Genomic DNA, 13,472 nt, shown 5'->3' with positions numbered 1-13,472 from the left:
AGGCCGGTCAGGCGGCCTTCGGCATCGCCGTGACCACGACGTTCTTGCCCCAGGGGTCCTCGGTGTAGCAGCTGATGAGCACCACGCGGTTGGGCACGATGTTCCAGATGTCGCTGTCCTTCAGCGTGTCCTTGTCGTGGGTGATCACCGAGTCGACCACGTAGGTGATGTCCCCCGTCCCGGTGGTGAGGACGAACTCGCTGCCCACCAGGGCTTCGTCGCTCAACCGGTTGAAGGGGGCGTCCTTGCCGTCCCAGCTGTGCCCGGCGATGTACGTGGTGTTGTTCGAGCCGGCTCCCGGCACGCCGTAGGACGTGAGCCAGTAGGCGTCGACGGTGAGCGGCGGCACGAGGGTCTGTGCCGCGAGGTCCGCATCACTGGGGGTGAGCGGAAGGACGGCCATGTCCATGTCCGCTGCGGGGAAGGAGAGCCCGGTGGGCTGCGAGGCGGCGGGCCCGAGGTCGGCGGGAGCCGGGCTCGGTGCGGCAGCAGGAGTGGTGGTGCCGGCGGTGGACGACGGCGTCGCTACGGCGGAGAGGGTGGACGATGCGTCCGCGGGCGCTCCCGCCGGGTCGGGCGGGAGGACCGATACGGCGATGGCCAGGGCGGCGGCCGCGGCGAGCGGCAGTGCGAGCCAGCGCTTCCTCGGGCGTGCCCTCACCGGTCCGCGCGAGACAGTGCCCGTCTCCTGGTCGAGGGCTTCGTCCGGGATGCCGTGCTGTTCCATGGGGTGCGCTGTCCTGGTTCGGGGGGGGTGGAGGATGCCTGCCGTCGCCCGGAACCGAGGTCGTGCAATCAGGGTCCCGGGCGACGGCAGCCGAGGGGCTAGCGCTGTGCGCGCTCGAGGCGGCGCATGCGGGCGGCGGTGGCCACGGGGACCGCGACGCCGACCGCGAGCAGTGCCGCGATGAGGGTGACGGCTGCGCTGTTGTCCTCGGTGGCGACGGCGGTCTGCACGTTGAGGCCCTTGTTCGTGCCGGCAGGAGCCTTCACGACTGCTCCGGGAGTGACCGGAGCAGCGGGAGCTGCGACGGGTGCTACCGGCGCTACGGGCGCCGCGGGAACCACGACGGGCGTCACGGGGTCGACGCCGATGGCGCCGGCATCACAGGCGGCGAGGAACGCCTTGAACAGGTCGAGGAGCTGCTGTGCGAGCACTGCGTCTCCGCTGAGCTGCTGCAGCAGGTTCTGGGCTGCGACAGACGCTTCCTCGAGGTTGCCCTGTGCTTCGAGGAGCGCAGGGTCGTTCAGGGCGAGCTCCGCAGCGGCTGCAGCAGCAACGGCGGCTTCGACTGCGGTGCTCTCCTGGAGGGACACGGCCAGGAGATTGGCGCGCGCATCGGTGACGAGCTTGTCATTCTCAGGGTTCCCGTCGCCCTGCTCATCCTTCTCGATGGCCGCAGCGACGGCAGCCTCGACGGCGATCTTGGCGTTCTCGACAGCCAGCTGGGCTTCCCCGGCAAGAAGGTCGGTCCGGTCGGCCTCAGCGACGAGGGCGTCGAGGTTCAGCGACGCCGTCACGGCGACGAGCTTCTCGCCCTCGGTGACGACGGCGGCCGTCACCGTCTCGAACTGGGTGACGAAGGTGAGGTCGACACCGGCAGCACCCAGTGCCGCGTTGAACTGCGTCGAAGCCTGCAGGCAGGCGGCGTCACCCGGTGCGGCGGACGCCATCGGAGCTCCGAGGAACAGTCCACCGGCGAGGAGGGTGGCCGTCGATCCGGCAGCAACCCATTTCTTTGCAACGATCATGTGTGCGCTTCTCCTGAAACACGTAGTATCCCGCGGGCGGTCCCCGACGGCGCAGCTTGCGTCCCCATCCGCAAGCGGCGCCCTCGGTCGGAGGGCGCCGCGAACAAATAAATTGTGTTCCGCTGATCGCCCGGATCAGGGCGTCGTCCCAGAACGAGCTGGGATCACCCTGGGCAACCGCTGTACTTCTCAACCTAGGGTGGTTGTGTTGCCCGGGCAATGAAAACAAGTAGTCCGGAACGGTAACGGTTTGGCATCGGGCGTCAGCCGAAATGCGCCTTCGCGATGAGCCCGTGCACGCCCACGGTCCGGTCCACGACCTGCGAGACCGCGAAATCCGCCGCCGCGGAGAGGTAGGCGTACGCCACGGCACGTTCCATGCCGCGGTCGTGCTCGAGGAAGTCGAGCGCGTTGATGATGGCGCGGCGCATGGCGACGTTCAGGTCGCCGGAGACTCCTCCACCGGCGAGGCCGTCCGGGTCGGAGAGGCCGATCGGGATCCAGGCGTCCTTCGTCTCGCCGAACGGATAGGAGTAGGCCACGGACGGGGCATCCCCGGTTCCGGGCTTGCAGACGGTCAGCCGGAAGGTACCGCGCAGTGAACCCTCCATCGCCGTCAGGGCGACCTCCCCGTCACCCATGCCCATGTGCGGATCACCCACGTAGAAGAGGGCGCCCGGCGCGGTGACGGGCAGGTAGAAGGTGGAGCCGGCGCCGAGATGGCGGATGTCGATGTTGCCACCACCGAGCGTGGGAGGCACGGAGTTCGCCTCGGGTGCGGTGAGGCCGCCGGCGTCCGCGAAGGCGACGCCCATCATCCCCATGAAGGGCCGCAGCGGGAACCGGACGCTCATGTCGCCGCTGGTCATCACGCCCTGGCCCTTGTCGATCCTCGTGAACACCGAGACGTTGCCGTAGTCCGAGGGGATGCCGGATGCCCGGTTGTCCGTGGCGACCGGGGGCATGACCTCATCGAGCGTAATCCCGGCAGGAGGCGTGGATCCGGGCTGCACGGCGAGGCCGCCCTTTCCATGCCGGCTCGACACGACACCGTAGGGCACGCGCGGGAGCACCTCGAGCGTCTCGATCTTCAGGACGTCGCCGGGTTCGGCTCCCTCGACGGCGATCGGTCCGGTGACGATGTGCGGACCGTCGACGTCGAACCGTCGCTCCGTGCGCCGGTAGCCGCCCGCCACGTCCACCGCGTCCTGCAGCACGGAGTCGCTGCCCACGCCGAGCGCACCGAAGTACTCGAGCGGGTTCCGGCCCTGGTCCTCGAGGATGCCCTCGTGCGAGAGCGCATCGATGGTGACGGTGCGGCCGGACCGCATGGTCATCACCGGCGCGGCGTGGACCGTGGGGACGTAGCCCCAGAGGACCTCGTCCGGCGTGGAGGAGAGGTAGTGGTCGCCCCGGATGCTGCCGCGCCCGGGCTGCAGGATGCCACCCCGCGACGTACTCCCACCGGGACCGTTGCCGGGCGTACCGGGAGGCTTGCCGGGTGCGGCCGGTATCCGCCCGGCGACGGGCGGAGCGGCGAGCGCCGACGGTGCCCCGGCCACCGATGCGGCCGAGAGGCTGCCGAGTGCGGCCACGACCCCCATGAATGTCCGCCTGCCCAATCCGTCCGTCAGCACCTCGGCAGCTTCCTGCCCTACTACGTCGTCCATGCTGGATCCTCTCCGGGTCATCGAGATTCACAAGCTAGTACCGGTCGGTTACGGGGCGGTTTCGGACCCGATTCCGGAAGAAGTCCTTCGGCAACTGCCGGCGAGCGCCCGCTGATGGCGTGCAGGAGGTCAGGCGCCGCCCGCCAGGGCGCGTGCCGCTTTCGTGTACCGGGACAGGACGTACCGCTGAGTCAGCCGCGTCACCGGGGCCGCGAGCCGGAACAGCGGGCCGGCCGGCAGACTGTAGGCGGCACAGCTGAACAGCACGCGGTTGTCCGCGGTCAGCTCGGCGTAGAAGGCCTCCTCCCCCCGCACGGGGTGCCCGGGCAGCGTGCCGTACCCGAAGCCGCCGCGCTGCCCGGGCACCGCCCTGCCCGCACCGTCGAGCTGTGGTGCCCTCGACCAGATGACCCGGCAGGGTGCCTTGATCCGCGCGGGGCCGAGGCCGAAACCGGAGACGACGCGGACGCCGGGTGCCGCCCGATCCGCCCCGGACTCCATGGTGAGCCCGGCACGGCGGTGCAGCTCCCAGGTGAGGATTCCCTCGGTCAGGGCCGTGAAGGCGGCAGACGGATCATCCGTCGCGAGCTCATGGGTCTCCACCATCACGGTGTACCCGCTGGGCCACCCGCCGTCGAGCGGCTCGGGAAAGGGCCGATCGGTGGCTCCCTGCTCCCCGTACGTGAACTGCTCCATCCGTGCCCTCCCCGTCGATGTGGGGCAGCCCGACCACCCGTCGGCACTGCCCGAAATCCCTCCGCTCCAACCTAGTGGACCGGGAACTGTCCAGGGCGGGCGGAGCAGTGGCAGGATGGAGGTCCGGGCCGGTCCGGGACCGCAGCAGCGACGCCCGCCGAGCCGACGAGGAGGCGGAATTCCCATGGCACCAGGCACGGCATCCAACAAGTACTCCAAGAAGGCGGGGCACTCGGGCAGGGACGCGGCCGACAGGGCGTCCGATGCAGCCGAGGAGGCCGTCAATTCGAAGGGTTTCGAACTCGCAGCCCGCGCCGGCTATATCGCCGCGGGCATCCTGCACCTCCTGATCGGCTTCATCGCCCTCCGCCTGGCAGGCGGCGGCTCCGGCAGCGCGGACCAGAGCGGGGCCATCGGCCAGCTCGCCGGCTCGCCGGGCGGGTCGTTCCTCCTCTGGTTCTGCTTCATCGGCTGCATCGCCCTCGCCCTGTTCCAGCTCAGCGAGGTGTTCCTCGGTGCGAAAGCCGTCCCGGACAAGGAGAAGCTCGGTTTCCGGCTGAAGAGCGGTGGCCAGGCGGTCGCCTACGCGGCGATCGGTGTCACGTTCGGGCGCTTCGCGATGGGCGGCTCCAGTGACAGCAGCAGCACCACCAGCTCCCTCAGCGCCTCCCTGATGTCCCATCCGGCCGGGGCCGCACTCCTCCTCGCGATCGGCGTGGGCATCCTGGTGGTGGGCGGCTACTTCATCTACAGCGGTGCCACACGGCGGTTCCGGAAGAAGCTCTCCGGCCTCCCGCCGGGACGGGCCGGCAGCGCCGTCGTCCTGTTCGGGACGGTGGGCTACATCGCCAAGGGGTTCGCCCTCGGAGTCCTCGGCATCCTCGTGATCGTCGCGACCGTGACGAACAACCCGGAACAGTCCACGGGGATCGACGGTGCTCTCAAGGCCCTGCGGGAACAGCCCTTCGGCGTCTGGCTCCTCGGTGCCGTGGCGCTGGGGCTGATGGCCTACGGCGTGTTCATGGTGGTGCGCTCCAAGTACCAGCGCATGTGAGGTCTAGAGCCCGAGCGCCGGAGCCTCCATGACCGGGCAGGTGTCCATGACGACATCGAGCCCGGCGTCGGCAGCGCGCCGGGCCGCATCCTCGTCGATGACGCCGAGCTGGAGCCACACCGCCCTCGCCCCGACGGCGATGGCCTGGTCGACCACCGCGCCCACCCGGGACGAGTTGACGAAGCAGTCCACGACGTCGATCGTCCCCGGGACGTCCGCGAGGCGCCGGTAACCCGTCTGCCCGTGGACGTCGTCGCCCTTGAGACTCACCGGGACGATCTCCATGCCGAGGCGATCCATGAGGAAGCGCGAGACGCCCACGGCGGCCCGCCGCGGGTTGTCGGACAGCCCGACCACTGCCCAGCGGCCGTGCTCGCTCAACAGTTTCCGAATCACTCGCGGATCGTTCTGGTGTGCCACGCCGCCTCCTGTTTCTCCCTCGATTGTTACAGCCTTTGTTACACGCCCTATTTTGCTCCTGATGGACGGCGGGCGTTTCATAGGAGTGACCATCCCGAGCGGCCGAGAGACCTGGATCAGTGAAGCCGCAGCAACCCTGGTCGTCCGCATCCCCCTGGTGACGGACGATAACGAGGTTCGAGCCACGGGAACCACCGCGTGCGGTGGCCAAGGCTCGCTCCGTAGGGTGCTACCGCCAGGACCGATGGAGACACCATGACCACAGTTCTGGCACCCGGCAGCACCCAGACCTCCACCAAGCAGGCCCTCGGGGTCCGATTCTCCGGACTGGGGCGCAGTTTCGGCTCCTCGAACGACCGGCGGGTCGTGCTCAGGGACGTCACCGTGGAGGTGAAGCCCGGGGAGATCCTCGCCATCCTCGGCACCAGCGGATGCGGCAAGTCCACGCTGCTGCGCGCCGCCGCCGGACTCGACATCCCCGACCGCGGCGAGGTCCTGATCGACGGGACCGCCGTGACAGGCATCGACGAACGGTGCGCCGTCGCGTTCCAGGAACCACGGCTCCTGCCCTGGCACTCCCTGCAGGCGAACGTGGCGATCGGCCTGCCCAGGTCCTCCAGTGCGAGCGCGGGCAAGGCCAAGGTCCTCGAACTGCTGAAGCTCGTGGGCCTGGACAGCTTCGCGAAGCACAGGCCGCGCGAAGTGTCCGGCGGCATGGCCCAGCGCACGTCGCTCGCCCGCGCGCTCGCGCGGAATCCCGGGGTGCTCCTGCTCGACGAACCCTTCGGTGCCCTCGACGCCCTCACGCGCATCAAGATGCAGGACCTCCTGCTGGACATCCACCGGGCCCAGCCCACCACCGTGCTGCTCGTCACGCACGACGTCGACGAGGCCCTCCAGCTCGCCGACCGGATCCTCGTCCTCGGCCGCGGCGACGACGAGGCGGCGGGTTCGACCGTCGCGGAACTCATCGCCGTGCCCGGGGCACGCCCGAGGGACCGCAATGCGGCCGACCTCGGGGCGCTGCGCAGTTCGCTGCTCTCCCTCCTCGGCGTCACCGGGCACTAGAGCCCGTTCCCGCGCTTTCCCCGGCAGCACACCCGCCGCCCTCCTGTCTCCCCTTTTTCGCACCATCCACTCGAAGGACCACCATGAACCGCCGCGCCCTCCTGCCCACCCTCGCGCTCGCCACCGCACTCTCCCTCAGCCTCAGCGGCTGCCTCGCCGGCGAGAACGCCTCCGACACGGAGTCCGCCGCGGCAGGCACCGCCACGCAGGGCGGCACGCTCAACATCGACTTCGCCACCTACAACCCGCTGAGCCTCGTCATCAAGGAGCAGGGCTGGCTCGAGGACGAACTCGCCGACCAGGACATCACCGTCAACTGGGTGCAGTCCGCCGGGTCGAACAAGGCCAACGAGGCCCTGCGCGCCGGGGCGATCGACGTCGGATCCACCGCCGGATCCGCTGCCCTGCTCGCCCGCTCCAACGGCTCCCCGATCAAGGCCATCGACATCTACTCGCAGCCCGAATGGGCAGCCCTCGTGGCGCTTCCGGAGTCCGGCATCACGAGCGTCGAGGACCTGCGCGGCAAGTCCGTGGCGGCAACCCGCGGCACCGACCCGTACTTCTTCCTCCTCCAGGCACTCGAGGCCGCGGGCGTGGAGCAGTCCGAGGTCACCATCGAGAACCTGCAGCACGCAGACGGTCGCGCGGCCCTGACCAGCGGTGCGGTCGACGCCTGGTCCGGCCTCGATCCGATCATGGCCGCTGCCGAGCAGGACGGCGCCCAGCTGTTCTTCCGCGACATCGACTTCAACTCCTACGGCTTCCTCAACGCGACGGAGGACTTCCTGACCGAGAAGCCCGACGTCGCCCAGACCGTGGTCGACGCCTACGAGAAGGCACGGGAGTGGGCCAAGGAGAACCCGGAGGAGACCGCCGCGATCCTCGCGGGCGTCGCGGGCATCGACCAGGCCGTGGCCAACTCCGTGATCATCGAGCGCACCAACCTCGACGTCGATCCCGCGCCGGGCGACGCCCAGCGCAGCGTCCTCGAGAAGATCGGCCCCGTCTTCGTGGAGACCGGTGACGTGCAGAGCCAGGACCAGATCGACGAGGCCCTCGATACCCTCTTCGACGCCTCGCTCGTGGAGAAGGCGGACCCCGCCGCCATCGGTTCCGATTCATGAGTGCTGAGCACCTGACGGGACGCAGCACCGTTCCCATCAGCAAGGAGGGCCTCGCATCCACCGGATCTCCGGTCACCGGGGGCGGGGCCGGCAGGAACCCGGGCAGGACGGGCACGGCCGGACGGCGCGTGGTCATCGTGCTGCTCGGGCTCATCGTCCCGGCGCTGATTCTGCTCGCCTGGCACCTCAGCACCGCCTCGGGCTTCTTCCGGCCGTCGCAGCTCCCCTCGCCGGCGTCGGTCCTCGCGGCCGCGGTGGACCTCATCGAGCGCGGCCAGCTCGCCACCCACATCCTGATCTCCACACAGCGGGTCCTCCTCGGGTTCCTCCTCGGATCCCTGCTCGGGGTCCTGGCCGGCGCACTGCTGGGCCTCTCCCGCATCGCGGACGTCCTCCTGACCCCGACCGTCGGGGCGCTCCGCGCGGTCCCGTCCCTGGCGTGGGTCCCGCTGCTGGTCCTCTGGATCGGCATCAACGAGGACTCGAAGGTCACGCTGATCACCATCGGTGCGTTCTTCCCCGTCTTCACCACGCTGTACCTCGGGTTGCGCCACGTGGACCGCAACCTCGTCGAGGCAGCGCGGGCCTTCGGGCTGGGCGGCATCCGGCTGCTCACCACGGTGCAGCTCCCCGCCGTCGTTCCCGCCCTGTTCTCCGGCCTGCGGCTCGCACTCGCGCAGTCCTGGCTGTTCCTCGTCGCGGCCGAACTCATCGCGTCGTCGATGGGACTCGGCTTCCTGCTGACGGACTCGCAGCAGAACGGCCGCGTGGACCGCATCATCCTCGCCATCATCCTGCTGGCCGTGATCGGCAAGACCACCGACGCCCTCCTGGGCATCGCCGAGCGCTGGGCGGTGCGCAAGTGGGCGTAGGGACGATGACGCCGAAAGGACAGGCCGCGCTGCAGGACGAGGCCGAACGGCTCGCGTTCTGGGCCGAGCAGGCCGCCCGGCTCGAGTGGCAGGACCCCTGGGACACCCTGCACACCTTCGAGAAGGCGACCCCGCAGGAGGACGGGACGCTCAGCGTCCCCGTTCTCGAGTGGTTCTCCGGTGGCACGCTCAACGTCGCCGCCAACTGCGTCGACCGCCATGTGCGGGCCGGTCGGGGTGACCGCGCTGCCCTACACTTCGAGGGCGAACCGGGTGACCGCCGCACTGTCACCTACGCGCAGTTGCAGGACGAGGTCTCACGGGCCGCGAACGCACTGCTGGCCCTCGGGATCGGCAAGGGCGACCGCGTGGTGATCTATCTCCCGGTCCTCGTCGAGACGGTCGTGGTCACCCTCGCGTGCGCCCGGATCGGCGCCGTGCACTCCCTCGTGTTCGGCGGGTTCTCGGCGGAGGCACTGCGCTTCCGGGTGGAGGACACCGGGGCCAAGCTGCTCGTCACCACCGACGGCCAGTACCGCCGGGGGACGGCCGTGCCTGTGAAGGACAACGCCGACGCCGCGGTATCAGGTCGGAACAGCATCGAGCACGTGCTCGTGGTGCGCCGCACCGGTTCCGACGTCAGCTGGACCGGAGGCAGGGACGTCTGGTGGCACGACGTCGTCGACACCGCGTCACCGCACCACGAACCGGAGGCCTTCGACGCCGAGACGCCCCTGTTCATCATGTACACCTCGGGGACCACGGGTAAGCCGAAGGGCCTCGTGCATACGTCCGGCGGCTACCTCACGCAGGCGTCGTGGAGCTTCGAGCACCTCTTCAGCAACCCCGATCCGGCCCTGCGGGATCGCGACGTCCACTGGTGCACCGCTGACCTGGCCTGGGTCACCGCGCACACCTACGAGCTGTACGGGCCGCTCTCCAACGGTGCCACGCAGGTCCTCTTCGAGGGCACACCGAACACGCCGCACCCGGGCCGCCACTTCGAGATCATCGAACGCTACGGCGTCACGAGCTACTACACGGCGCCGACGCTGGTCCGGTCACTGATGGGCTGGTTCCCCGACGGCGTCCCGGCCGGCTACGACCTCTCGAGCATCCGCGTGCTGGGCACCGTCGGCGAGGCGGTCAATCCCGAGGCGTGGCGCTGGTTCCGGAGGAACCTCGGCCGCGACGAGGTGCCCGTCGTCGACACCTGGTGGCAATCCGAGACCGGAGCCACCGTCCTCTCCCCCAGCCCCGGGGACACCGACTTCAAGCCCGGATGCGCCGCTCGCGCCCTTCCCGGGGTCAGCACGCGCATCGTCGACGACGAGGGCCGACCGGTGCCTCCCGGCGTGCAGGGCCTGATCGTGGTGGATCGCCACGGCCCGGCCATGGCCCGCACCGTCTGGGGGGATCCCCAGCGCTACCTCGATTCCTACTGGCGGAAGTTCGCCGCGCAGGGCTGGTTCCTGGCGGGCGACGGCGCGCGGTACGACGACGACGGCGACACCTGGATCCTCGGGCGCGTGGACGACGTCATCAACGTGTCGGGCCACCGGCTGTCCACCATCGAGATCGAGTCGGCGCTGGTGGCCCACCCCCTGGTGACGGAGGCCGGCGTCTGCCCCGTGACGGATCCGCTGACGGGCCACGCGATCGCCGCGTTCGTGGTGCTCTCGGCAGGGGCGGACGCATCCGGCGACGTCACCGCGGCCCTGCGCTCGCACGTGGCGGGCGCCATCGGACCCATCGCCCGTCCCTCGTCCGTCGTCGTCGTCCCCGACGTGCCCAAGACACGCTCCGGGAAGATCATGCGGCGCCTGCTCACCCAGCTCCATGAGGGCACGGCCCTCGGGGATACGACGTCCCTGCAGAACGAGGGCTGCATCCCCGGCATCCAGGCAGCCCTGGCGGCGCGGGGCTGAGCCCCCGCGTCGGTCGGCGCCTCGGTCGAGCGTTAAAGAAAGGAAGCGGCAGGGCCCCGTCCAAGCACCTGCCGCTTCCCGCGTGTGGTCCGTCGGGTTGCTAGCCGGCAACCCGGACGAAGGATGCTCCCGGCAGGTCCGAGAGGGGGTGCTGCATGGTGAGGTTCGACCCGTTCATGCCGCTGCTGATGACCTGGCCGCCGCCGACATAGATGGCCACGTGGCCCGCCGTGATGACGATGTCGCCGGCAGCAGGGGTGGCCACCGTGGAACCGAACTGGAAGAACTGCGAGGGACCGAGGTCTCCCACGGAGATACCCGCTGCCCGCAGGGCGTTCTCGACCAGTACGGTGCAGTCCTGGATCGCGCCGGCCTGCAGCTGCGCCTGGGCGGACGCCACGAGGGTGCCGGCGACGCCGCTGGATGCCACCGGCGTGATGTCTGCCGAGGCGAGGTACACGCCCGAGCCGGCCGCGGTCGACACAGCCGGCGTCGGGGCGACGACGGCTGCCAGCTGGACCTCCGCCGCGGGAGCGACGACGGCTGCCTGCTGGACCTCGGCGGCGGGAGCGACGGCCACGGGGACCGACACGGCCTGGGCAGGAGCCTGCGCCGCACCGCTCGCGGGGATCACCACGGTGTCACCGGGGAAGATGATCGAGGCGAGGGAGAGCCCGTTGGCCGCGAGGACGGCCGTCAGGTCGGCGCCGTAGGTCGCTGCGATGCCACCGAGGGTGTCACCGGCGACGACGGTGTGGGTTGCATCGGCTGCGGGAGCGACTGCTGCGGCGGGCGCCGCTGCGGGTGCTGCGACGGCTGCGGGGGCGGTCGCACCCTGCTCGGTGTAGGAGCCGGCGTGCGCGGTGCCGACAGCGCTGAGCGCGAGGCCCGAGGTGATGGCGACGACGGCGACGGGGCGGCCGACGGTGGTGGCGTGCGCCTTGGCTGCCTGCGACAGTCCCTGCATCGCGAGGTTGCCGTCGACTGCGGCACGGTGGCGCGCAGGGGAAATCTTTCGGAACATGGATGAATACCTCTCCCATGCCTGCGGGGTGAGCTGTCGGGTTCGGATGGGAGTCACCCGGCCGCGGCCAGCGCCGTATTCGGCGATATTCTGCGACTTAACCCCGAGGACGCCGGCAGGAGGGCCGCACGCCCGGTGGAACTGTGGTTCCCCCGTCCCCGCCTCGGTGTTTGCGAACGAATCCCGATCGGCGGCAGGGCTCGGCAATCCGTCCGGGAGCGCCTCACTCCGGCGGAGGCACCCGATGACGATACCCAGTGCTCCTCCGGTTTGTCACATTTCCGTAACGGCGCGTACCCTACGCGCCGGTGCGGAACGACCACCAGCGACGCCCGGCGGCGAGCGTGCCACCCGCGCTGAACGCGAGCAGGACGATCTGCTGCAGGTAGAACCAGCGGCTCTCGACCGCACTTGCGCCGCCCGCGCCCAGCGCGATGCTGGTGGCCAGGGTGACGGTCAGCACGAGACCCACCCAGGAGAGCGTGCTCCAGAGCATCCGTTCCCGCAGGCGGCCCGCAGATTTCCAGCTGTCCATCCCCTCAGCGTAGGCGTCCGGAGAGCGTGCGCGGCCCACGGACCGCGCACGCTCTCCGGTCCGCTACGGCCGCACGGGTGCGCTGGCGTTCGCGATCAGGTCCAGCGCCTGCTCGGGGAACCAGGCACCGGCCGCAGGATCCACGCGGCCCCACTCCGGGTCCATGCCCCCGTTGTCCGTCAGGCCGCGACTGCACTCCCCGTCGGACTCTCCCGGGACCTTGATCCAGAGGAAGGCGTCGGCGAGTTCGTTGCCCGTGTCGGAGGTCGGGAGGTAGCCGAGTCCGCGGCCCGGAGGATTGCACCAGACCTGGGGATCCGGGTAGGCGACCGACGGGACCCAGGGGCCCCGTCCGTTGCGGCTCGTGTCGATCACGAAGTGTGCGAGCTCGTCCGACGACGGTGCGTTCGGAGCACCGGCGACGTGCTGCGCGTACCACGCGTCCGTCAGCCCCCAGGTGGAGAAATCGGCCGGCGAGGCCGGGTAGTACTGGCTGGCGCAGGATCCGTAGGCCCCGGGGTCGATCTCGGTGGCGTAGTGGATGCACTGCGACACCCAGCTGCCGAACTTCAGCTGCCGCTCGGTGAGCTCGTAGTTGGAGACGTTGAGGAAGAAGCCGTCGGCCTTCTGTACGCCGGCCTTCACGAGCCGGCTCGAGATCTCGCCCGTACCGAGCCAGGCGCTGTGGGTGCCGTCGAGGTAGACCTTGGTGTCGGGCAGTGCCTGGAGGCGGTCCACCGCGTAGTTGAGCATCTCGAAGCGTTCCGCTGCAGCGCTCGCGGCGTCCGCCTCTGCCGGCTGGCACCACTCGAGGGCGCCGTCGAGCCCGCGGTACCAGGGGATGATGCCGAGGCCGTCCGGTTCGAGGATCACCATCGCCGCCCTGTCCTGGATCCCGGCGGCGAGCGCGTCGATCCAGGCCTTGTAGCCGGCGACGTCGGTCGCGCCGCCGGCGGAGTACTGCGAGCAGTCGCGGAAGGGCAGGTTGTAGGCCGCCAGTACGGGGACCTGTCCCTTGCCCGCGGCGCGGTGCGTCGTGTTGCGCACCTGCTGGGTGACGGCCTTCGGATCGCTCCCGGTGACCCAGACGGCCTGCGGCGTCGAGACCAGGGCACCGAGGCTGTCGGCGGTGGCACGATCACCCGAGGCTCGCAGGTCGGCGATCTGCCGGTGGGCCTCGTGGTAGTGGCTCTTCTCCGGGATGTAGAACCCGGTGGCCGTCGTTCCGTCCGGGCGGTCCGGCCCACTCTTCTGGCCCTGGGCTGCGGCGGGCAATGCGGAGAATGCAGTGGACGCGAGGACCCCGGCCAGGGCCAGGGTCATGGCGCA

The 13,472-nt window shown here is 70.1% G+C and carries 13 protein-coding genes and 1 riboswitch; of the genes, 5 read left to right on the top strand and 8 right to left on the bottom strand.

Annotated features, from left to right (window positions below; genetic code table 11):
- Positions 1-7: 7 nt before the first annotated feature.
- The 4 genes from ACX80U_RS13670 to ACX80U_RS13655 all read right to left on the bottom strand — a co-directional run bounded on the left by ACX80U_RS13670 (position 8) and on the right by ACX80U_RS13655 (position 4,118).
- Positions 8-727, bottom strand: a complete 720-nt coding sequence (locus ACX80U_RS13670; RefSeq protein ID WP_133080312.1) for a sortase domain-containing protein — start codon at positions 725-727, stop codon at positions 8-10.
- 98 nt (positions 728-825) lie between these two features.
- Positions 826-1,752, bottom strand: a complete 927-nt coding sequence (locus tag ACX80U_RS13665) for a hypothetical protein (protein ID WP_459268839.1) — start codon at positions 1,750-1,752, stop codon at positions 826-828.
- A 263-nt stretch (positions 1,753-2,015) separates the two neighbouring features.
- Positions 2,016-3,422, bottom strand: a complete 1,407-nt coding sequence (locus ACX80U_RS13660) for an acetamidase/formamidase family protein (RefSeq protein WP_459268838.1) — start codon at positions 3,420-3,422, stop codon at positions 2,016-2,018.
- A gap of 129 nt (positions 3,423-3,551) precedes the next feature.
- A complete protein-coding gene (locus ACX80U_RS13655; RefSeq protein ID WP_133080309.1) occupies positions 3,552-4,118 on the bottom strand; it encodes a DUF1990 family protein in 567 nt (188 codons plus the stop codon).
- A 184-nt stretch (positions 4,119-4,302) separates the two neighbouring features.
- On the opposite strand from ACX80U_RS13655, the gene ACX80U_RS13650 reads away from it, so the two are divergent.
- Positions 4,303-5,172 carry a DUF1206 domain-containing protein gene (locus ACX80U_RS13650; protein ID WP_133080308.1) on the top strand — a complete coding sequence of 290 codons (870 nt, stop codon included), beginning with the start codon at positions 4,303-4,305 and terminating at the stop codon, positions 5,170-5,172.
- A 3-nt stretch (positions 5,173-5,175) separates the two neighbouring features.
- Here the strand turns inward: ACX80U_RS13650 and ACX80U_RS13645 are convergent, their stop codons facing one another.
- Complete coding sequence (locus ACX80U_RS13645) at positions 5,176-5,592, bottom strand: CoA-binding protein (RefSeq protein ID WP_208740213.1); 417 nt, start codon at positions 5,590-5,592, stop codon at positions 5,176-5,178.
- A 255-nt stretch (positions 5,593-5,847) separates the two neighbouring features.
- Here ACX80U_RS13645 and ACX80U_RS13640 point away from each other — a divergent pair, with 255 nt between their 5' ends.
- From ACX80U_RS13640 to acs, 4 genes are all read left to right on the top strand, one after another.
- On the top strand, positions 5,848-6,660 hold the full coding sequence (locus tag ACX80U_RS13640) for an ATP-binding cassette domain-containing protein (protein WP_133080306.1): 813 nt from the start codon (positions 5,848-5,850) through the stop codon (positions 6,658-6,660).
- An 83-nt stretch (positions 6,661-6,743) separates the two neighbouring features.
- The gene (locus ACX80U_RS13635) at positions 6,744-7,784 is read left to right on the top strand and encodes an aliphatic sulfonate ABC transporter substrate-binding protein (RefSeq protein WP_459268837.1); all 1,041 of its coding nucleotides are present in this window, start codon (positions 6,744-6,746) and stop codon (positions 7,782-7,784) included.
- Positions 7,781-8,656, top strand: a complete 876-nt coding sequence (locus ACX80U_RS13630) for an ABC transporter permease (RefSeq protein ID WP_459268836.1) — start codon at positions 7,781-7,783, stop codon at positions 8,654-8,656. Before ACX80U_RS13635 ends, ACX80U_RS13630 begins: the two co-directional genes overlap by 4 nt.
- Positions 8,657-8,661: 5 nt before the next feature.
- A complete protein-coding gene (gene acs / locus ACX80U_RS13625) occupies positions 8,662-10,584 on the top strand; it encodes an acetate--CoA ligase (RefSeq protein WP_459268835.1) in 1,923 nt (640 codons plus the stop codon).
- Positions 10,585-10,684: 100 nt separating this feature from the next.
- Here acs and ACX80U_RS13620 read toward each other — a convergent pair whose 3' ends face one another.
- The 3 genes from ACX80U_RS13620 to ACX80U_RS13610 all read right to left on the bottom strand — a co-directional run bounded on the left by ACX80U_RS13620 (position 10,685) and on the right by ACX80U_RS13610 (position 13,466).
- Positions 10,685-11,608: a LysM peptidoglycan-binding domain-containing protein gene (locus ACX80U_RS13620; RefSeq protein ID WP_459268834.1), complete on the bottom strand. Its 924-nt coding sequence runs from the start codon at positions 11,606-11,608 to the stop codon at positions 10,685-10,687.
- 3 nt (positions 11,609-11,611) lie between these two features.
- Positions 11,612-11,793: riboswitch (cyclic di-AMP (ydaO/yuaA leader) on the bottom strand.
- Between the two features lie 113 nt (positions 11,794-11,906).
- On the bottom strand, positions 11,907-12,143 hold the full coding sequence (locus ACX80U_RS13615) for a hypothetical protein (protein ID WP_459268833.1): 237 nt from the start codon (positions 12,141-12,143) through the stop codon (positions 11,907-11,909).
- Between the two features lie 63 nt (positions 12,144-12,206).
- Positions 12,207-13,466 (bottom strand): glycoside hydrolase family 6 protein, encoded by a 1,260-nt coding sequence (locus ACX80U_RS13610; protein ID WP_459268832.1) that lies wholly within the window; start codon positions 13,464-13,466, stop codon positions 12,207-12,209.
- Between the last annotated feature and the right edge of the window lie 6 nt (positions 13,467-13,472).

Source organism: Arthrobacter sp. TmT3-37 (genome assembly GCF_054510835.1).
Note: the sequence above shows the minus strand (reverse complement) of the source record. Positions and strands in the feature narration are given on the sequence as shown.